Annotated in this window: 18 protein-coding genes, 1 tRNA gene and 1 pseudogene; 10 read left to right on the forward strand and 10 right to left on the reverse strand. The window is 64.4% G+C overall.

All coding sequences use genetic code 11. The features are described from left to right. Positions 1-184 precede the first annotated feature (184 nt). Positions 185-1,834, reverse strand: coding sequence for an energy-dependent translational throttle protein EttA (gene ettA / locus ACQY46_RS20750; protein ID WP_428697870.1), 1,650 nt, complete (start codon positions 1,832-1,834; stop codon positions 185-187). A 215-nt stretch (positions 1,835-2,049) separates the two neighbouring features. Between ettA and ACQY46_RS20755 the strand changes: the two genes are divergently transcribed. From ACQY46_RS20755 to ACQY46_RS20770, 4 genes are all read left to right on the forward strand, one after another. Further along, entirely contained in the window at positions 2,050-2,307 is a 258-nt protein-coding gene (locus tag ACQY46_RS20755; protein ID WP_306030423.1) for a hypothetical protein, read from the forward strand. Positions 2,308-2,488: 181 nt separating this feature from the next. Continuing rightward, positions 2,489-2,695 carry a hypothetical protein gene (locus tag ACQY46_RS20760; protein WP_428697871.1) on the forward strand — a complete coding sequence of 69 codons (207 nt, stop codon included), beginning with the start codon at positions 2,489-2,491 and terminating at the stop codon, positions 2,693-2,695. A gap of 542 nt (positions 2,696-3,237) precedes the next feature. Beyond that, positions 3,238-3,843, forward strand: coding sequence for a sulfotransferase family 2 domain-containing protein (locus ACQY46_RS20765; protein WP_428697872.1), 606 nt, complete (start codon positions 3,238-3,240; stop codon positions 3,841-3,843). Between the two features lie 183 nt (positions 3,844-4,026). Next, positions 4,027-4,662 carry an FkbM family methyltransferase gene (locus ACQY46_RS20770; RefSeq protein WP_428697873.1) on the forward strand — a complete coding sequence of 212 codons (636 nt, stop codon included), beginning with the start codon at positions 4,027-4,029 and terminating at the stop codon, positions 4,660-4,662. Positions 4,663-4,682: 20 nt separating this feature from the next. Here ACQY46_RS20770 and ACQY46_RS20775 read toward each other — a convergent pair whose 3' ends face one another. The 4 genes from ACQY46_RS20775 to ACQY46_RS20790 all read right to left on the reverse strand — a co-directional run bounded on the left by ACQY46_RS20775 (position 4,683) and on the right by ACQY46_RS20790 (position 8,297). Next, positions 4,683-5,999 carry a TRAP transporter large permease gene (locus tag ACQY46_RS20775; RefSeq protein WP_428697874.1) on the reverse strand — a complete coding sequence of 439 codons (1,317 nt, stop codon included), beginning with the start codon at positions 5,997-5,999 and terminating at the stop codon, positions 4,683-4,685. Beyond that, the gene (locus tag ACQY46_RS20780; RefSeq protein WP_428697875.1) at positions 5,999-6,583 is read right to left on the reverse strand and encodes a TRAP transporter small permease subunit; all 585 of its coding nucleotides are present in this window, start codon (positions 6,581-6,583) and stop codon (positions 5,999-6,001) included. Before ACQY46_RS20780 ends, ACQY46_RS20775 begins: the two co-directional genes overlap by 1 nt. Before the next feature lie 64 nt (positions 6,584-6,647). Further along, on the reverse strand, positions 6,648-7,670 hold the full coding sequence (locus ACQY46_RS20785; protein ID WP_428697876.1) for a TRAP transporter substrate-binding protein: 1,023 nt from the start codon (positions 7,668-7,670) through the stop codon (positions 6,648-6,650). Between the two features lie 12 nt (positions 7,671-7,682). Then, positions 7,683-8,297: a gluconokinase gene (locus ACQY46_RS20790; RefSeq protein WP_428697877.1), complete on the reverse strand. Its 615-nt coding sequence runs from the start codon at positions 8,295-8,297 to the stop codon at positions 7,683-7,685. 172 nt (positions 8,298-8,469) lie between these two features. Between ACQY46_RS20790 and ACQY46_RS20795 the strand changes: the two genes are divergently transcribed. Next, complete coding sequence (locus ACQY46_RS20795) at positions 8,470-9,444, forward strand: LacI family DNA-binding transcriptional regulator (protein WP_428697878.1); 975 nt, start codon at positions 8,470-8,472, stop codon at positions 9,442-9,444. Here ACQY46_RS20795 and ACQY46_RS20800 read toward each other — a convergent pair. After that, the gene (locus ACQY46_RS20800) at positions 9,441-10,478 is read right to left on the reverse strand and encodes a hypothetical protein (RefSeq protein WP_428697879.1); all 1,038 of its coding nucleotides are present in this window, start codon (positions 10,476-10,478) and stop codon (positions 9,441-9,443) included. The two genes, ACQY46_RS20795 and ACQY46_RS20800, sit on opposite strands and share 4 nt — an antisense overlap. Positions 10,479-10,656: 178 nt before the next feature. Continuing rightward, complete coding sequence (locus ACQY46_RS20805; protein WP_428697880.1) at positions 10,657-11,046, reverse strand: BA14K family protein; 390 nt, start codon at positions 11,044-11,046, stop codon at positions 10,657-10,659. Between the two features lie 323 nt (positions 11,047-11,369). Between ACQY46_RS20805 and ACQY46_RS20810 the strand changes: the two genes are divergently transcribed. Both ACQY46_RS20810 and ACQY46_RS20815 read left to right on the forward strand, forming a co-directional pair. Further along, positions 11,370-11,783 (forward strand): MbcA/ParS/Xre antitoxin family protein, encoded by a 414-nt coding sequence (locus ACQY46_RS20810; RefSeq protein WP_428697881.1) that lies wholly within the window; start codon positions 11,370-11,372, stop codon positions 11,781-11,783. Then, a complete protein-coding gene (locus tag ACQY46_RS20815; protein WP_428697882.1) occupies positions 11,777-12,493 on the forward strand; it encodes an RES family NAD+ phosphorylase in 717 nt (238 codons plus the stop codon). Before ACQY46_RS20810 ends, ACQY46_RS20815 begins: the two co-directional genes overlap by 7 nt. Before the next feature lie 8 nt (positions 12,494-12,501). On the opposite strand, the gene ACQY46_RS20820 is transcribed toward ACQY46_RS20815, so the two are convergent. After that, positions 12,502-12,577: transfer RNA gene (locus ACQY46_RS20820), tRNA-Ile, on the reverse strand. Between the two features lie 196 nt (positions 12,578-12,773). Between ACQY46_RS20820 and ACQY46_RS20825 the strand changes: the two are divergent. Both ACQY46_RS20825 and ACQY46_RS20830 read left to right on the forward strand, forming a co-directional pair. Continuing rightward, a pseudogene (locus tag ACQY46_RS20825) lies at positions 12,774-13,856 on the forward strand (AI-2E family transporter). Between the two features lie 211 nt (positions 13,857-14,067). Continuing rightward, on the forward strand, positions 14,068-14,811 hold the full coding sequence (locus ACQY46_RS20830; RefSeq protein WP_428697883.1) for an SIMPL domain-containing protein: 744 nt from the start codon (positions 14,068-14,070) through the stop codon (positions 14,809-14,811). A 112-nt stretch (positions 14,812-14,923) separates the two neighbouring features. Here the strand turns inward: ACQY46_RS20830 and ACQY46_RS20835 are convergent, their stop codons facing one another. Further along, positions 14,924-16,996 carry an EAL domain-containing protein gene (locus tag ACQY46_RS20835; protein ID WP_428697884.1) on the reverse strand — a complete coding sequence of 691 codons (2,073 nt, stop codon included), beginning with the start codon at positions 16,994-16,996 and terminating at the stop codon, positions 14,924-14,926. Positions 16,997-17,240: 244 nt separating this feature from the next. On the opposite strand from ACQY46_RS20835, the gene ACQY46_RS20840 reads away from it, so the two are divergent. Then, on the forward strand, positions 17,241-18,101 hold the full coding sequence (locus tag ACQY46_RS20840) for a transporter substrate-binding domain-containing protein (RefSeq protein WP_428697885.1): 861 nt from the start codon (positions 17,241-17,243) through the stop codon (positions 18,099-18,101). 33 nt (positions 18,102-18,134) lie between these two features. Here ACQY46_RS20840 and ACQY46_RS20845 read toward each other — a convergent pair whose 3' ends face one another. Beyond that, positions 18,135-18,761, reverse strand: a complete 627-nt coding sequence (locus tag ACQY46_RS20845) for a GNAT family N-acetyltransferase (protein WP_428697886.1) — start codon at positions 18,759-18,761, stop codon at positions 18,135-18,137. Positions 18,762-18,800: the final 39 nt, after the last annotated feature.

The raw sequence follows: 18,800 nt of genomic DNA on the forward strand, positions 1-18,800 counted from the left end.
TTCCCGTTTCTTTGGCAGCCGGCTTGCGGCCCGGCCGGCCATGCAACCGAGGCTTACAACGAGTCCGCTTGCCTGGAAAGGGCAAGCGCCCCCGGGTCTGTACCCTTCGGCGCATCCGCAACCGGCAAACAAAAACGGCGGCGCCCGAAGGCACCGCCGCTCGTCTCAAAAGAACCGGACGATATCAGCGCGTCAGCGGCTTGTACTTGATGCGGCGCGGATCGGCCGCATGGGCGCCGAGGCGACGCACCTTGTCCTTCTCGTAGTCCTCGAAGTTGCCCTCGAACCACTCGACATGGCTGTCGCCCTCGAAGGCGAGCATGTGCGTGGCGAGCCGGTCGAGGAACATGCGATCGTGGCTGATCACGACGGCGCAGCCGGCATAGTTTTCCAGCGCGTCCTCGAGGGCCGCCAGCGTCTCCGTGTCGAGATCGTTGGTCGGCTCGTCAAGCAGCAGCACATTGGCGCCCTGCTTCAGGACCTTGGCCAGATGCACCCGGTTGCGCTGGCCGCCGGAGAGATCGCCGACCTTGGCCTGCTGGGCCGGGCCCTTGAAGTTGAAGGACGAGCAATAGGCGCGGCTGTTGATCTCCTTGCCGTCGAGATAGATGATCTCGTGGCCGTCGGAAATCTCCTCCCACACGGTCTTCTTCGGATCGAGCGCGTCGCGCGACTGGTCGACATAGCCCATATGCACGCTGTCGCCGACGACGACCTCGCCCGAATCCGGTGTTTCCTGCCCCGTCAGGAGCTTGAACAGGGTCGTCTTGCCGGCGCCGTTGGGGCCGATGACGCCGACAATGCCGCCGCGCGGCAGCTTGAACGTCAGGTCGTCGATGAGCAGCCGGTCGCCGAAGCCCTTCGACACGCCCTGCAGGTCGATGACGTTGTTGCCCAGACGCTCGCCCACCGGAATGAGGATCTGCTCGATCGAGGGCATGCGCTCTTCCTGCTTGGCAAGCAGGTCGTCATAGGCCCGGATACGCGCCTTGGACTTGGTCTGGCGTCCCTTCGGCGACATGCCCATCCACTCGCGCTCGCGGGAGATGGCGCGCGAGCGGGCCATGTCCTCGCGGCCCTCCTGCTCCATGCGCTTGGTCTTCTTCTCCAGATAGGCGGAGTAGTTGCCCTCGTAGGGAATGCCGCGACCGCGGTCGAGCTCGAGAATCCAGCCCGTGACATTGTCGAGGAAGTAGCGATCGTGGGTGATGATCAGGACAGAGCCCTTGAACTCGCGCAGGTGGCGCTCAAGCCAGTGCACGGTCTCGGCGTCGAGATGGTTGGTCGGCTCGTCGAGGAGCAAGAGGTCCGGCTCCGACAGCAGCAGCTGGCACAGCGCCACGCGGCGGCGCTCGCCGCCCGACAGGTTGTCGACAGGGCTGTCCGACGGCGGGCAGCGCAGCGCTTCCATCGCCATCTCGACCTTGCTCTCGAGGTTCCACAGGTCCTCGGCGTCGATGATGTCCTGGAGCTTGGCGCCCTCGTCCGCCGTCTCGTCGGAATAGTTCATCATCAGCTCGTTGTAGCGATCGAGGATCGCCTGCTTGTGAGCAACGCCGATGGTGACGTTTTCCAGGACGGTCTTGGTCGGGTCGAGATGCGGCTCCTGCGGCAGATAGCCGACCTTGGCGCCCTCTGCGGCCCATGCCTCGCCGGAATACTCCTTGTCGAGGCCTGCCATGATCTTCAACAGGGTCGACTTGCCGGCGCCGTTGGGACCGAGAATACCGATCTTGGCGTCCGGATAGAAGGACAGATGGATGTCGTCGAGGACCTTCTTGCCGTTATAGGCCTTCGACAGACCGTGCATGTGATAGATAAACTGGCGCGCCATAGGTGCCTGCCGCTCCATGCTTGAAATGAGGGGGAACTGGCCGCTTCTTAGTCGATGGCAGCGCCCGGGGCAAGGAAAACTCCGGACTTCGGCGCGCTTCACCCGACACTTTCGCGCGGGCCGCGCCGGGGCGCTGCCGCCTGCCGCGCGTTTACCCCCCGTTCACGATGACAGCGCATGTTGATCCTGGCTGGGTGCTCAGGAAGGAATGTAACATGCGTATCCCGAGACCGGCCGGCCTTGCCGGCATTCTCGCACTTTCACTCTTGGTTGCCGCCTGCGGTTCAAACCGCTTCGAACGCGGCGTGACGGGCGGCGCCATCGGCGGCGCGGCCGGCGCCGGCGCGCTGGCGTTGGCCGGAGGGCCGGTCCTTCTCGGCGCGGCGGTCGGTGTCGCCGGCGGCGCCGCGATCGGCGCTCTCACCAACGAATGCCAGATCGACCTCGGCCCGCAGCGCCCCAACAACTGCTGACGGCGATGAACGCGATCAACGCGGCGCGGCGTCTCCACACGCCGCGCCGCGACATATATGCGCCAGGCGTTCGGTCGATAGATTATTGCTCCTTGCCGGACTGTCACACCCCTCTCACTATTCCCCTCTAACGGAAGAGACGCTTGCGGACCGCTGGCGGGCCGCGTCGCAGGAGAGTGCAATGAGCTGGTCGCTTCGCTGGGAAAATCACTGGTCGGGCCGGGCGCAGGACAGCGCCAGGGCATCTTCGGGCCGGACCCGAACGGCCTCCGCGCAGGCCGACACCGACATCCCCAGCGCCCCCGCGATTGCAGCCGCCCATGCCGCGCTTGCACGGATCACGCAGGAAGACCATCCGGCCGCGATCATGGCAGAGCCTGCACCGTAGGTTTTCAGGCGGCGGCAGGACGGGCACGAGACGTTTGCGCAGGCTCGCTCCCCTGAAGGCCACCGGCACAACATCCTTGACCGGTTCCCTCGCGACGAGTGGTTGCATCTGCTGCACGTTCGGCAACTTGCCGGTCTTGTATCCGGCTTTGCACGACATCGCGTGCCTTCGGGCTGTCAGCTGATCCTCAGAATTGCGAATAGCGATCAGGCAACCCTGAGCCTTCGAGTGTTCCCCGCCGGAACGCCCGGAGATGCTGTCGTTCGTCTTGCCCTGACCGGAACGGCAATAGGCACATCACACGCATGCCGTTGAAAGAAGCCAAGACCGCATTTCAAAATTCAACGAATACAATATATTATGTATAATTTCATCAATAATGAAATAGACTATCATATTTTCGCCATGTTTGCTTCAAATATCTCAGACTCCATCAGGATAACTACTGTCATTTATGACAATAATATAAACAGGATTCCGTCTTGCTTGTACCAACCAACCGGAAACAGGGGCTGTTGAGGCGCCCCGTCAAACGGAATCTGATGTTCCTCCACATTCCCAAATGCGGAGGCTCCTTCGTCGAGCAAGCCTTCCTGCCATGGATCACCAAGTGCCCTTCCCGACGCCTGCGCGATGCGCGCGGCCACCTGACATTGCGGCAATACAGGCAGGTGTTTGACCGTCATCGCATCGACCTTGGCGCGATGCTTGTCTTCACCGTCGTCCGCAATCCCTGGGATTGGCACGTGTCCTGGTTTCAGTACCTGAAACAGGACAAGGGCCGCGGCCGGTCGGGAATGCCGACCGAGGTTGACCTGTTCCAGAATTTGGACTTCACGGACTATCTTTCCTGGCTGGCGGATGACGAGGCGCCGACATCGCCGACCCGCTATATCCGCAAGCAGCTTGTGGACTACATCACTGACGAAAAGGGCGTGATGGCCGTCGACACCGTGCTGCGGCAGGAGCGGCTGGAGGAGGATCTCCGCGCCATGCTGGAAGATCTCGACCTTGCCACCAACGTGCCCGATCAGCGCGCCAACTCCTCCTCCCACGCCAACTATCATAGCTATTACAACGATGCCGGCATCGAGTTGGTGGCAAGCCGTCACCGCGACGACATCGCCCGCTTCGGCTACACGTTCTGACCGGGATCGAAGCTCCGGGAGGGCGGCGCTCCTGCGCGACAAGCCCGGCCCCGCGGGACTTGCTTTCCGTCGGCCAAGCTGCAATCCCTGTCCCCTCGCGCGCGGCAGGGCGGCTGCGGGCGAACGAATCCGGGCGCAACAAGGCCTGGAGACGGCTGCTGTTCCGCCAAGAGAGCCGCTTCCATGGGTTTCAATCTGATCCGCTTCGCACTCGACCCCCACTATCGCGCGATCAAGCGCTGGAAGCGGGCGAAGGGAGATGAGCGGCTGCTGACCGACTTCGAACTCGGCCCGGCGTCGCTGGTGGTGGATGCGGGCTTCTACAAGGGCGACTTCTCGGCCCGTATCTCGAAGAAGGGCGGGCCGAAGGTTCTTGCTTTCGAACCGGCGCCGGAATTCTGCGAAAAAGCGGCCCCGCTTCTGGAACGCCTGCCCAACGTCACGCTGGAATGCGCCGGACTGTCGGATTTCAACGGCACCGCCCGTCTCGTCTATGACAATGACGGCAGCAGCACCCAGCGCAAGCAGGAGGGGGACACCGTCGAGGTGACGCTGCGTCGCGCCTCCGACGTGGTTCGGGCCGCCGGACGCTCTGTCGACCTGATGAAGCTCAACATCGAAGGCGACGAGTATCCCGTCCTGGAAAATCTGATCGCCGAGGGACAGGTCGCCGCCATTCGCCATCTCGTCGTCCAGTTCCACCTGATCGCGGATGACAGCCGCGAGCGCTACGCGCGGATCGCCGAGAAGCTCTCGGCGACCCACGACCTTGTCTGGCGCTACCCCTTCATCTGGGAGCGCTGGGATCTGCGGACCTGACCGGCGTCAAGGCTCCCTGATCAGCGCCCGGTGATCCCCGGAAAGGCGATCAGGATTGCCACCGCCAGCACCTGCATGGCGATGAAGGGCAGCAGCGAGCGGAAGATCGTTGCCAGCGAGATGCCGGGCGGGGCCACGCTCTTCAGATAGAAGGCGGCCGGACCGAAGGGCGGCGACAGGAACGACACCTGCATGTTCATGCAGAACAGCACGCCGAACCACACCGGATCGTAGCCGAGCGTGACGATGATCGGCACGAAGATCGGCATGGTCAGGAGCGCGATGCCGACCCAGTCGAGGAACATGCCGAGCACGAACAGGATCAGCATCATGAACAGCAGGATGACGATCGGATAGTCGGAGATGCCGGTGATCAGGGTGGAGACGAAGCGGATGCCGCCCATCAGGTTGAAGACGCCGACCAGCGCGCTTGCACCGATGCCGATCCACACGATCATGCCCACCGTCTGAAGCGTCTGCAGGGCCGCGCCCTTCATCAGGGCAAACGTGAACTCGCCGCGCAGGATCGTCGAGACGATGACGCCGAAGACGCCGACAGCGGAGGCTTCCGTCACGCTGGCGATGCCGCCATAGATCGAGCCGAGCACGCCGACCACCACCAGGAGCGGCAGGATCAGCCCCTTGAGCAGGCGAAGTTTCTCGGCAAGTGGCTCGTCCGGTCCGTCCGGCACGGGCGCGAGCGCCGGATTGAGCCTCGCCCGGATCAGCACATAGGCGACATAGAACCCTGCCAGCATCAGGCCGGGAACGAAGGCGGCAGTGAAGAGGTCGCCGACGGAGACATTCGCGGTCAGGCCGTAGATGATCAGCACGATCGAGGGCGGCACCATGGTCCCGAGCGCCCCGCCGGCGCAGACGACGCCGATGGCCAGATGCTTGTCGTAGCCGAGCCGCAGCATCTGGGGCAGCGCCACAAGCCCGAGCAGCACGACCTCGCCACCGATGATGCCGCTCATCGCCGCCAGGATCACGGCGACGACGATGGTCTGGATGGCGACGCCGCCGCGCAACCGCCCGCCGACAAGGCGCATCGCATCGAACAGGTCCCGGGCGATCCCGGATCGGTCGAGGATTGCCGCCATCAGCACGAACATCGGCACGGAGACGAAGACGAAGGACGAGACGAACGAATAGACGCGGCTGGTGATCAGCGGCACGACGGTCGGCCCGAACCAGCCCAGCGCGAAGATCAGCGCGACAAGCAGGGTGACGAAGGCAAGCGGTATGCCGGTAACCAGCAGGCCGAGCAGCAGCGCGAACATCAGGAAGGTGCCGCCCTCGATCCCGAGCGGCTGGAGCGAGCCGAAGATCTCCATCAGCGATCACCCTTCCCGTTGGCACCCCTGGAGGTGCCGCCCCTTGCGTAATTGACGGCGAGCACCAGGAACTGCACGGCCATGACCGCGAGCACGGCAAGGAGGAAGACCTTGACGAGACCGGGATAGACCGGGTCCCAGGCGCTGCCGGAACGCTCCAGGCGGAACGACCCGTCGGGCCGGAAGGCGGCACGCTGCACCATCACCCAGGCGGCGAAGGCGAACATCGCGCTCGACGCCGCGCAGATCAGCGAGATGACCACGTCGAACGCCCTGCGGGCGCCCGGCGGCAACGCATCGTAGATCAGCACGACGCGGATGTGCCGGTCGCGGGCGGTGCAGTAGAGGCCGCCATAGATGAAGGCGACCCCACACAGGAAGATCGTTGTCTCATGTGCCCAGATGGTCGGCGCGTTGAAGAGATAGCGCAGCACAACCTCGTTGATGAGAACGGCCATCGAGAGAACGATGCCCGCGGCAAAGACCAGCCCGCCGCGATCAATGATGCGCCCGATCACGCCGGCCTCGGGGATCGCCCCGAGCTCCTGCGCACTTTCGCCCGGCACGTCCTGCGGTTCCATCATGATTGTCTCCCCGGAAAAAGCGGGCGCGGGGACCTCCCGCGCCCGGAGCCTGCGGATGCGGAACTTATTGCATCAGGCCGTTTTCCTTGAGGTAGCCGGTCAGCGTGTCGTAGACCTTGCGGGCATTTTCCGAACGCTCCGCAACCTTCGCCCATTCGCCGGTGGCGATGGTGCGGAACTTCGCCCGCTCCTCGGCCGGCCAGTCGGTAACGGTCACCTTGCCGCTGGCCTTCGCCTCCTCGACCGCCTTCAGGTCATTGGCGGCAAGCGCCGCGACCTGGGTCTGTGCGAATTCCGCGACGCTTTCCTCGAGTGCCGTCTTGAGGTCGTCGGGAAGCGCGTCCCACTTGCCCTTGTTGATCGAGATCTCGACCAGCGGCATGGAGTGGAAACCGGGATAGACCGGGTTCGGCGCCACGTCATGCATGCCCTGGGCATGGTTGGTGGAGAAGACCGAGTAGTCGGCCGCGTCGATGACACCCTTGTCGAGCGAGGTGAACACCTCCGATCCCGGCAGGTTGACCGGCGCTGCCCCGGCTGCCGCGAAGACCTGCTGCACAAGGCCTTCCGGCGCGCGCAGCTTCAGTCCCTGCAGGTCGGCGACACCCTCGAGCTTCTTCTTCGAGACGAAGGCCTCGAGCCCCGGCGTGGTGGCGCCGATGAAGTGCAGGCCGTAGGGCTCGAGCAGTTCGTTCATCAGCGCGTTGCCACCGCCCTTCGACATGAAGTCGAACATCTCCTGGGGCGCTGACCAGGCACCGACCGGATTGGCGATCAGGCCGAAGGCCGGATCCTTGCCGGCGAAATAGGACGTGTCCGTCACATGACCGTCGAGAATGCCGGCGGCGATGGCGTCCTGCGTCTCGTTGTGGGCGACGATGGATTCCACCGGCAGAAGCTCGATGGCGATGCGCCCGCCGGTCTTGTCCGACACGCCCGCGGCCCACCCCTGCTGCAGCACGAAATTCGGGTTGCCCGCCGGATCCGACGACTGGAACTTGAAGCTGAAATCCTGCGCGAGTGCCGTACCGGCGAGCGCCGCTCCGGCAAGCGCCGCGATGGCAATGGTTCCGAGTGACTTGAACATCCGTTTTCCTCCCTAGGATGATCCGTGATGGCGATCCGGGGCACCTTCGGCCTCCGCCGCGCCAGTTCGCTGCGGATCCAACTCCGCAAGCATTTCCATCGCCCGGTCGACGACCGCGTCGACCGGCGGGGAAATCTCGAGTGTGAAGCCGGCCTCGTCGGGCGACAGCGGCTCCAGAATGGCAAGCTGGCTGTCCAGCAGGCTCTCGCCGACGAAATGATCGTCGCGCGCGGCAAGTCGCGCCGCGACCAGCGCGCGCGGACCTGTGAGATGAACGAAGGCCAGGCTGGCGAAGATCGGCGGGCCCAGTCGGCTCCTCAACCGGTCGCGGTAGGATCGCCGCAGCGCCGAGCAGGCAATCACCACATCGCGCGCCGGTCGCGCTGCAGCGCATGCGGCAGCGGCAATGGCATCGAGCCACGGTTCGCGCTCGGCATCGGACAGCGCCTGCCCCGCCGCCATGCGGCTCTTGGCCCCGGCGCTGTGAAAATCGTCGCCCTCGACGCAGGCGCCGTCAAGCCGACGGGCCAATGCCTCTGCGAGCCGGCTCTTGCCGGCACCGCACACGCCCATGATGACGACGCAACGCGCCGAAACAGCACGTCCCGTGTCCGATGGATGATACACGCCAGTACTCCTCCCTTGCATAGCGAAGCTATATGGTAGCGCTAACATTTGTCAAGCCATTGCCTCTGGCATTCTCGCGGCTATCCGGTAGAATTCCATCAAGACCATGAAAAGGAATGATGTTTTGGCGATCACTATCGCGGATGTCGCGCGGGAAGCGGGTGTTAGCGCTATGACGGTGTCGCGAGCGCTGCGCGAACCCGGCAAGGTATCGGCGAAATCGCTGGAGAAGATCCGCGCCGTCATCGACCGTCTTGGCTACGTGCCCGACCCGGCCGCACGGGCGCTTGCCGCCGGGCGCACCAATGTCATCGGCGTGATCGTCCCCTCGGTGACGAACAACGTGTTTGCCGATGTGATGGCGGGCATCTATTCGCGCGCCGAGGGAACCGACTGGCAGGTTCAGCTCGGCAACTCGCGCTATTCGCCGCTGGAGGAGGAGCGGCTGGTGCGCACCTTTCTCAGCCAGCGCCCGGCCGGGCTGATCATTTCCGGCATCGACCAGTCGGCCGCCACTGCAGCGGCGCTGCGTTCCGCCAATTGCCGCATCGTCCAGGTGATGGAGACCGGTCCCGAGCCGTTCGACATGATGATCGGTTTTTCGCATCTGGAGGCCTCGCGCGCCGCGGCTCGCCACCTCGTTGCCGCCGGCTATCGCAAGCCCGGCTTCATCGCCGCCCGGCTCGATCCCCGCACCCAGCGCCGCTTGGAAGGATTTCGCGATGTCGCCCGCGAGGCCGGCCTGCTCGATCCCCGGCGGATCATCACCACGCCGCGCGCCTCGACGGTGACGCTCGGCTGCGAGCTGACCGCCGACCTGCTCGCCCGCGCACCAGACACGGACGCCATCCTCTGCAACAATGACGATCTGGCAATGGGTGCCCTGTTCGAGTGCCAGCGGCGCGGGATCGACGTTCCCCGCCAGATTGGCATTTGCGGGTTCAACGACCTGGAGATGATGGCCGTTGCCAATCCGGCGGTGACCAGCGTCAAGACCTACCGGCTCGACATGGGGCAGCGCGCGATGGAGATGATGATTGCAGCGCTTTCCGGCGAGGACCCGAAGGACAAGTGGGTCGATCTCGGCTTCGAGGTGGTCGCGCGCGACAGCACGCGGAGACCTGCCTCGGCCCCCCGGACCGTTTAGCCGCGCTCGAAGAGCGCCACATGCGCCTTGTCGGCGAGAATGCGCAAGGGGCGAAAGGCTCGCATCAACCGGTGCAGCGGCAGCTTCAGCGGAGGGCGAACCGGAACCGGCACCTCCAGCCGCGCGACCGGAGCCCGGTCGAGGCGGGAAAGCTCCGCTGCAAGCACCGGAAAGAACTGGTGCTCCTCCATCAGCCGGCGGCGGTTCTCGCGCATCGCCGCCCGCACTTCGGGACGCGAGACAGGGTCCTCGGCCAGGACGCGGACAATCCCGGCAAGCGCGCTGTCCGGACGGGTGATGTCGATCGCGGTAAAGCCGAGCGGATCGAAATACGCCTCCAGTCCCGGACCGCCGGCGAAGATCGGATAGACGCCGGCCAGCAGCGGATCGGCAAGCTTCTCCGTCCAGCAGTGCGGATCGAGGTTGTTCTCCAGGACGAGATGATAGCGATAGCCGTCAAGTCCCTCGGCCTTGTCGGCAACCTCCTGGAAACCCCGGCCATAGATGTCGAGCCGCGCCCCCAGCGTCGCCTTGACCCGCCGCAGGAAGCGCAGCCGCCGGACCTGGTTGCGGTTGAGCGTCTTGGTCGAGCAGACGGCGGAGAGAAGCCCGCGGGCGCCGCCCTCACCCACCGGCCCACCGGCCAGTTCCGCATAGGACTTGCGCAGCCCCGTGCCCGCCCGGGCACCGATCCCGGCGCCGTAGAACCACGGCGTCAACGGCTGGGTATGGATCGGCATACCGTCGAAGCCGGGCTGCGGTGAAACAGCGAAGGCAACGCCGAACTGGGCAACAAACTGCGGGTCGTAGTGCTTGATCGAGGCCGGCTCGTGAAGGAAGACGATGCGACGTTCGCGCGGCAGGCGCGTCGTCAGGCCAGGGGCCGGGTGATCGAGCACGATCAGCCAGTCCGCTTCCTCGCCGGCATCCGCGCCGAGGCGCACATCGATGTCCTGCCAGCGACCGTCGCCATCTGGCGACTGCCGCAACAAGACGTCGAATGCGTGCGCGGTGGAAAGCTGAACGATCGTCATGAGAGATGCGCGGTCCCTGCCCCCGGACACGCCGCGCCGATCGCGGCGGACGGGACGGCAAGCGATACCTTATTGAGACGAGGGGTCAAGACGCGGCGGACCATCCGCGGATGGAAAAGGCCGCTTTCCCGATCCGGAAAGCGGCCCTTGTCAGTCAGGCGACCGGCGCCCGCCCGTATCAGCGGATATAGGGCGAGATGCAGGCACGGCGCGGGCCGTTATACGGCTGGAACGAGTTGTCCCCCGGCCGGTACGAGCGATAGCGCCGGCTGCACCAGTTGTAGTGCGCCCGGCCCAGCCCGCGCACCCGAGGCCGCGGCGCATAATAGCGCGGACGATAGGTGCGCGGACGCCAGCGGCGACGCGGGCGGTAGCGATGCGGCCGGCCGCGATGCCAGGCTTTCGTCACCGTACCGTCCGAGCGGAGCTCCGACGGTACGGCCACAAGCGGGGCAAGGGCCGCGGCAGCCGTTGCAGCCGTGGCGGCGTTGGCCGGCGTGGCGCTGCCGAAGCCGATGATAGCCGCGATGGCGAACCCCACCGCCGCGCATGTCTGTTTGAAACGCATGGCACTGTCTCCTCTCAGCCTTGCGATCTCCGGGTTCTTCATCTCGGCAGACGAATGTGGTCATCCAGTGATGACGACCCGGAGGCGGTTCCGCCCGACCCGAAAGGGCCGCGCGGCACGAGCCGACGCTTCAAGCGCCGCACACCATCGCAATCTGCGATCATGATGGAGACAGGATACCCCCCCGCCATCGACCTGACTGTGACGCACGTCATCAGATGGTTCTTGTCGGAATTGGCTGAAAACAGCCGGCAGGGCGACAATGAACCTTGCCATTTGGCGTCATTTTCGTATATAAAGACAAAAGTCGAAGGAATGATGCCATGCCGGAACTGCATCTTGTATCGCCTGCGGCCCCCGCCGCCGCGCCGGACTTCTCGGCCGACGAGATCCGGGCAATGCAGCGCGCGACGATTGCCCTGTTTGCACGTTGGGGGCTGTCCGACGAACAGGCAAGCCGTCTGCTTGGCGACATTTCGGTCCGCACCTACCAGCGTTGGAAGACAGGCACCTTCGGTCGCGTCGGTGTCGATCTTGCCGAACGCATGTCCAACCTGATGGGCATTCACAAGGCCCTGAGGCTGCTGTTTCGCGAAGCCGAGCGTGGATATGGCTGGATTTCGCGGCCCAATGCGGACTTCGACGGCCGTTCGGCGCTGGACGTCATGCTGCAGGGACGCATCACCGACCTGATGCGGGTGCGCCGCTATCTTGACGCGCGCCGCGGCCAGTGGTGAGTGCGCGCGCCGTCAGGGTCGTCTGGCCGGACTACCGCCGGTTGATCGGCACCGCTTATCCGCCCATCGACCTGTTCGAGGACATTGCCGACCCGGCCGACTGGGACCTGCTTGGCGCGGCCGAAGGCAAGAGCAACCCGCGCCTTGCCGAGACGATCGGCAATCTTGACCTGGTACCGCCCGCCCGGCGTGTCGGCGGACCGGGAGCCTCCTATGCGATGGCGCCGTTCACCCATGTGTCGCCGGAGCGCAAGGGCCGTTTCCATGACGGCGGCTTCGGCGCCTTCTACGCGGCCAGGACTTTCGAAACGGCGCTGTTCGAGGTCACCCATCACCAGGGCCGCTTCTATGCGGCAACCGGCGAGGCGCCCGGCTGGATTGCCGACATGCGCGAACTGGTCGGCTCGATCGACGCAAGGCTCGCTGATCTGCGCGGGAGCCGAACGAGGGCGGAGAACGCGGCGCTTCTCGATCCGGACGACTACACAGCCTCCCAGGCCTTTGCGCTCGCCCTGCGGCAAGGCGGCGCCGACGGCATCGTCTATCCAAGCGTCCGGCACGAGGGCGGCGAATGCTTCGCCGCCTTCTATCCCGATGTGATGTCGATCCCGCTCCAGGCCAGGCATCTGACCTGCCACTGGGACGGAACGCGCATCGACATGGTCAAGATCCATGGAGACGGCGGCGGCGTGTGGCGTATCGAGGCGTGAGGGGAAGGTGGTGGGCCCGGCAGGACTCGAACCTGCAACCAATCCGTTATGAGCGGACGGCTCTAACCATTGAGCTACAGGCCCATGGCAGGGATCGGTCACCAGCGAATCCGGCTCATCATCCCTGCATGATCTTTCCTATAGCACCTCACCAAAAGCTTGCAACACGGCACGCACCGGCAGGTGCGCCGCTCTTGCAACGGCACCGAAAGGACGCGACAACCGGGAACCAGGGAACGGTCCGGAAGACGGACCGCCGCAGCCACGCATCGGGGGCCTGATGCCGCAATTTCCACTTGTCGTGACGCTGACCCTCGTCTCGCTGTCGCTGTTCGGCTGGCTGCTGTCGGTGGGCCGCGCGCTGCTCCTGCCCTTCGTCATAGCCTTGCTGGTCTGGTACCTGATCGTGGCACTCGCCGAGGCCATACGCCGGATCCCGCTCGGCCCCTTCCACCTGCCCTATCCCCTGGCCCTGGTCGCCGCGCTTGCCGCGATCTTCGGAGTCTCCGTTTTCGTCGTCGACGTGGTCACCGCCAACCTCACCGACCTTGCCCGTGACGCACCGGTCTACCAGACCCGGCTCGAGACCCTGTTCAACACCTACTCGCACAAGCTCGGCCTCGCCGATCCGATCGAGTTGCGCGACCTTGTCCCCGACAACGCGCTCAACCGCGCCATCACTGCCGGCGCCAATGCCATCACCCAGATCGCCGGCTCCGCCTCGCTGGTTTTCATCTACGTGCTCTTCCTGCTGCTCGAACAGTCGACCTTCGACCGCAAGATGGCTCGCCTCTTTTCCTCGCCCGAGCGCGCCGAGCTCGCCTTCATGATGCGGGCGCGCATCACCGAGGCGCTGCGCAACTATCTCGGCATCAAGACCGCGGTCAGCGTGCTGACCGGCCTGCTGACGGCCGGGCTCCTGTCGCTCCTCGCCTTGCCCTAAGCCGCGCTCTTCGGCTTCATCGCCTTCACCCTTAACTTCATCCCCACGATCGGTTCTCTGACGGCCGTGCTCTTTCCCGGCCTCCTGGCGCTTGTCTATTTCGACAGCCTGACACCGTTCCTGATCATCGTGCTCGGCCTCGGCACCATCCAGTTCCTGATCGGCAACCTGCTGGAACCGCGCCTGATGGGCAACAGCCTCAACCTTTCAGGCCTCGTCATCATGTTGTCGCTGTCGTTCTGGGGTGCGATCTGGGGCGTGACGGGCATGCTTCTTTGCGTGCCGCTGACCGTCATGGTGCTGATCATCTGCGCCCAGTTCCCGGCCTCCCGGCCGGTCGCCGTGCTCCTGTCCGCCGACGGCGAGGTCGGAGAGCCGATGGTGGTGAGCCGCGACACCCGTCCCTCGCCCCCTGCCTGAAAACGGCCCGTGCGATGCCTTTCACCCGCCGCATTTGCTCGCGAAGGATGCGGCACTCGGGTTCCGCCATCCGACAGGCCCGAGAGCCGCCTGCATCCGGCCCGGATGCAGGCACCATAGCTCTGGCACTTTGAAAACGGTCAGCTCAGGACGCTCGGCACATGCGGACCGGGCCTCCGCTGATCCTAAAAAACTGGACAGGAGATACTTCATGCGTTCGCTTCAGACCGCCGGTCGCATTGCACTTTTCGGCGCCGCCGTCGCGCTTGCCGCCACGACGCTTCCCGCCCGGGCCGAGACGCCGCGCATCGCCACCATCGACATGGTTGGCACCGGCACGGTCACCGCGGCTCCCGACATGGCGATCCTCACCAGCGGCGTCGTCAGCGATGCGGAGACCGCCGGCGACGCGATGAGCGCCAACACCACCGCGATGAGTGCCGTGATCGCCCGCATCAAGGAAAGCGGCATCGAGCAGCGTGACATCCAGACCTCGGGTTTCTCGGTGCAGCCGCGCTACCGCCAGATCAAGAGCGGCAGCCTCGACAACACCGAGTATCGCTCCGAAATCATCGGCTACCGGGTTTCCAACAACGTCTCGGTACGGGTCCGCGACCTGGCCAAGCTTGGCGGCCTGCTCGACACCATGGTGCGTGACGGCGCCAACCAGGTCGGCGGCGTCAGCTTCATCGTCAGCGACGCGGACAAGCTCAAGGACAAGGCCCGCAAGGAAGCCACGGCCGACGCGATCCGCAAGGCGGAGATCTACGCCGAGGCCGCCGGCATCAAGCTCGGCCGGGTGCTGTCGATCAGCGAACAGGACTACTCGCCGCGCCCGGTGATGATGATGGCCCGCGCCGAAATGAAGATGGATGGGGCAGCGCCCGCGCCGATCGAGGCGGGCGAGACCTCCCTCGACGTGCGTGTCAATATCACCTGGGAAATCGCCCAGTAGGCACTGCCGCCACATCACCGAACGACACAGGGGCCGGTGCGACTGACATTGCACCGGCCCCTGTTGTCTGCGCCTTGCCGTCCGGCCCTGGCTCCAGGACCCTTCCGGCTGTTCAGGCGCGTTGCCGCCCGCCTGGCCGCGTGTCGCAGATCGGCGGGTCTTCCAGGACGACCGGCACGGCGCAGGCGGCGCATACCGCCTCGTCGACGGGCATGGGTCGGGCATAAAAGTATCCCTGCGCCAGCCCGGCGCCGGCATCGCGGACAAACCGCGCGTCTTCCTCGGTTTCGACGCCCTCCACCACCACAAGCCGCCCCCCCGATGACAGCGCGGCGATCATGCCGCCGAGCAGCCGCGGATCCTTCTCGCGGTAATGCAGCAGGCTCCGGTCCAGCTTGACGATGTTGGACGGCATCGCGAACAGCCGCAGCAGCGAAGAGTATCCCTTGCCGAAATCGTCGATGGCGATCGCCGATCTGCGGTGACGCAGGTCGGCGATAATGTCGGCAAGGGAGCGCGAGCCCAGATAGTCGCCCTCGAGCATTTCAACGATCAGTCCCGAGGCCTTGTCCGCACTGTCGAACACTTCGTCGAATATCTCGACGAAGTCGGGGGCCGTCAGCTGCGCCTCGGCAAGATTGATGCTGACGCAGATGCCGCCGCGATCATGTGCCCGGAGTTGCCCGATCACGTCCCGTGCCGCCTGCAGCGTCCGGCGCGTGAGATCGCCGGCAAGTCCGATCCGGATCGCGGCCTCGACCGCCAGATCGGCACGCACGCTTGCCCCGCCTTCACGCGGCAGCACCCGCAACAGAAGCTCGAACGCACGGATGCGCCCGCTCTGAGGACACACGATCGGTTGCGCGAAATGGGTGACGCGTCCGTCCGCGAGGGCGCATTCGTATTCGCGCACGGGAAGTCGCGACGACAATCCCGGAACGGCCTCTTCCCCCCCGTGGCGGTTGACGGTCTTGCGACCTTGCACCTTGGCCGAGAGCAAGGCGGCACTGGCCCCGAAGCCAAGTTCGGCACCGTCGGCCACATCGGTTGGGAAATGGGCGTATCCGGCCGACACCGAATAGTAGATGCTGGTGTTGTCGAGCTGTTCGAAGTCGAAGCTGAACGCGGTCTTCACCCGAGCGATAACCTCCTCGCTCGCCGTTTCTCCGCCAAACAGCAGCACGCCGAACTCATCCCCGCCCAGACGATAAGCCTGCCCTGTCTCTCCGGCAAAATCCCGGAGATAGGCGGCAAAATCCTGCAGGGTCCGGTCTCCGGCGACATGACCGAAGTGATCGTTGATGAACTTGAAATAGTCGATGTCCAGCAGCATGAGGGCAACGGATCCGCCCGAGGAGACAGTCTCCTTCAGCGCAGCATCGAAGGCACGGCGGTTGGCCAGCCCGGTCAGCGGATCGATGGTCGCCTGTTCGGAGAGATGCGAGACGGTTTTCTCGAGTTCCACCGAGATGGCATCGAGTTCGGCGATCTCGAACATGGCACCCGGAGAGGTCTTGCCCCCGGCTTCCGCGCGCCTGCCGACGGCTGTGCCCCGAACCGACCTGCTCGCCGGATCCTGGACGAAGCGCGCCAGCCGTTCGATCGGCACCACGATCCGCCGCTTGATGAAAAGATAGTTCGCGAGCGACACCATCGTCGTGCAGGCAATGATCGAAATCATTCCGATCAGAAGGTCCACCAGCACACTGCGTCCGCGCGAATAGTCGACCTCGACGACAAGCCTGCCTGCGTTCTGCCCCCTGTAGGTCAGGGTGTAGGAAACGGTCGTTCCGTTCTCTTGGCGCGGTGGCACCGCCTCCCCCGCCCCGGCGGGAGGACCTCGGTCCGGGCTGGCCTGCTTCCTGTTTTCCAGGACCTGCAAGGTATCGCCGAAGGAGTCCAGAAGGCTTGCACGCCGGACCCAGGGCACAGTCTCGAGCGGGCTGAGCGCGAAGGCCGCCATCGCCTGACTGGAGCTGAAGGCGGCGATCGTCGCGTTCGGACGGATCGTTTCCAGCGTGTGGTCGACGATGTCTTCCAGGGACTTCCTGTTGATCTCGCTGGACAGCACGAAATAGATGGTCAGGAAGGCAGCGATGAAGCCCAGGGTCAAGATCAGGAACCGGCCGAGCAGGTAGTGTGCCAATGATTTGGTTGAGTAACTGTCGGTTGTTTTTTCAACCATGGCAGGCATTCACCTCGTAAAAATCAATCTTCGCGAGCGCTCGAGCGAAAGACAAGGTTTCTACTCAAACTAAAGTCAGTCGCGCGTTGATTCTAAAAACGATACAACTTCACGCAAAACGCACAAGATATATCGAGAGGGAAAATTATCACGCTATCGCAAGAAGTTGCGAGTGCACGGCATCGATGCTCTAATCGAGCATGAATACACGCGAGTGCACATGGCAGTTTCGGAGGTGAGAACCATGGCCATAGCAGTCCGCACCGCCTTGATGCTGCTGGCCCTGTCGGGCCTGCCGGTTCACACAGATACGGCCAAGGCCCAGGAGCCTGTACGAACCGTGACGGAAGTATTTTTTCCGTTTCAGTATGTCGACCCTTCCGCAAACCAGAAGGGCTATGTCGCGACCGTCATGCACGAGGTGCTTGCCGGAGCCGGGCTCAGCACGGATGTCGAGTACCTCACCTGGACGAAGGCCTACAAGACGGCCGAGCGTATCCCCAACACGCTGATCTTCTCCATGATGCGGACGCCAAAACGCGAGACGGCCTTCCGCTGGATCGCGCCGGTGGCGAAGATCCCGCCAGCAGCACTTTTTTCTGCCGCGGAGCGAAACCTGCCGACCTATCCCGCGATTGACGGCTACAAGGCGCACAGCGTCTGCGCACAGGAGGGAACGCCCCCTTACGATGCACTCGTGGAGAGCGGCTTCGAAGAGGGCGTGAACCTTTTCCCGCTGATCGACGTGGCCTTTTCCTCGATGATCCTCGACAAGGACCTCGGGCCTGTCGACCACGACTGGTACGAACTGCTTCTGACGGGGCACTGCGAATACCGTGTGACCGTGCCCGTGTCGATGTGGGCAAGAACCACGCTCTCCGGCCGCCCGAAGACGGCGATCGTCCAGCATCTCGACGTGCCGGACCCCGGGGGCGCATCGCCCCTTCTCTATCTTGCCGCCAACATCCGGACAGAGCCCGACATCGTCGATGCCGTCTCCAGGTCTTATGAGCGCCTCAATCGCAGCGGTCGGCTCCGGGAAATTTGCGAAACCGAACTCCCCCACTACACGGAACATTGCGAGATATTCGCAAAGCCGGAATGACCGGGCGTGTGACTTGGCCTGTCACGTGGTCTGTCACCCGCCTGACAATCCGCTTCGCATCCACACCTGGAGCTGTTTCCGGGTGGCGGCGGCCTCGCCGAGATCGGGCCAGTCAAAGCCGACGGTAAGGCCATTGGCCGGCGCATAGCCGCGCTTCCTCCAGAAGGGATCGAGCGGCGCATACCCGGCCGGCCGCAAGGGATGATCCGCCGGTCGGATCACCGCGCAAAACGCCGCCGTATCGAAACCGAGCGCGCGGGCATGCGCCTCGCGGGCATCAAAAAAGGCATGACCGACGCCGCGTCCGCGCCAGTCGGCGTCGAGCACGGATTCGGCGAAATAGTAGATGCCGGCCGGGTCGAACCCCGCCCGCTCGAAAGGCACGCGAAAATCCTCGACCTCACCGGCAAGCGGCTGACCCGTCGCCGCTCCCACGAGACGCTCTCCCGCAAATGCGCCCACAACGACTGCGCCGGGAGCGTTCACGTAGCGCGCCAGATAGGTTTTCTCGTAAGAAACCGAGCCGTCATACAGATAGGGCCACTCGCGAAACACACGCACCCGCAGATCCGCGAGCTGTTCGAGCACCCGTTCTATTTCCTTACCCGTCAAAGTAATGAGATCGGCGGCCATGTTTTCTTGACGCTTCTTCTTTTCCACAACAGGCCCCTGCATTCATCACAGGTCGGAATTGCGCAA

This window comes from Stappia sp. (assembly GCF_965276915.1).
GTDB lineage: Bacteria > Pseudomonadota > Alphaproteobacteria > Rhizobiales > Stappiaceae > Stappia.

Coding starts and splice junctions, on each gene's coding strand:
- ACQY46_RS20810 (WP_428697881.1), top strand. CDS start 11,370: ATGCCGGAACTGCATCTTGTATCGCCTGCGGCCCCCGCCGCCGCGCCG.
- ettA (WP_428697870.1), bottom strand. CDS start 1,834: ATGGCGCGCCAGTTTATCTATCACATGCACGGTCTGTCGAAGGCCTAT.
- ACQY46_RS20760 (WP_428697871.1), top strand. CDS start 2,489: ATGAGCTGGTCGCTTCGCTGGGAAAATCACTGGTCGGGCCGGGCGCAG.
- ACQY46_RS20840 (WP_428697885.1), top strand. CDS start 17,241: ATGGCCATAGCAGTCCGCACCGCCTTGATGCTGCTGGCCCTGTCGGGC.
- ACQY46_RS20800 (WP_428697879.1), bottom strand. CDS start 10,478: ATGACGATCGTTCAGCTTTCCACCGCGCACGCATTCGACGTCTTGTTG.
- ACQY46_RS20830 (WP_428697883.1), top strand. CDS start 14,068: ATGCGTTCGCTTCAGACCGCCGGTCGCATTGCACTTTTCGGCGCCGCC.
- ACQY46_RS20795 (WP_428697878.1), top strand. CDS start 8,470: ATGACGGTGTCGCGAGCGCTGCGCGAACCCGGCAAGGTATCGGCGAAA.
- ACQY46_RS20805 (WP_428697880.1), bottom strand. CDS start 11,046: ATGCGTTTCAAACAGACATGCGCGGCGGTGGGGTTCGCCATCGCGGCT.
- ACQY46_RS20780 (WP_428697875.1), bottom strand. CDS start 6,583: ATGATGGAACCGCAGGACGTGCCGGGCGAAAGTGCGCAGGAGCTCGGG.
- ACQY46_RS20755 (WP_306030423.1), top strand. CDS start 2,050: ATGCGTATCCCGAGACCGGCCGGCCTTGCCGGCATTCTCGCACTTTCA.
- ACQY46_RS20785 (WP_428697876.1), bottom strand. CDS start 7,670: ATGTTCAAGTCACTCGGAACCATTGCCATCGCGGCGCTTGCCGGAGCG.
- ACQY46_RS20770 (WP_428697873.1), top strand. CDS start 4,027: ATGGGTTTCAATCTGATCCGCTTCGCACTCGACCCCCACTATCGCGCG.
- ACQY46_RS20835 (WP_428697884.1), bottom strand. CDS start 16,996: ATGGTTGAAAAAACAACCGACAGTTACTCAACCAAATCATTGGCACAC.
- ACQY46_RS20775 (WP_428697874.1), bottom strand. CDS start 5,999: ATGGAGATCTTCGGCTCGCTCCAGCCGCTCGGGATCGAGGGCGGCACC.
- ACQY46_RS20765 (WP_428697872.1), top strand. CDS start 3,238: ATGTTCCTCCACATTCCCAAATGCGGAGGCTCCTTCGTCGAGCAAGCC.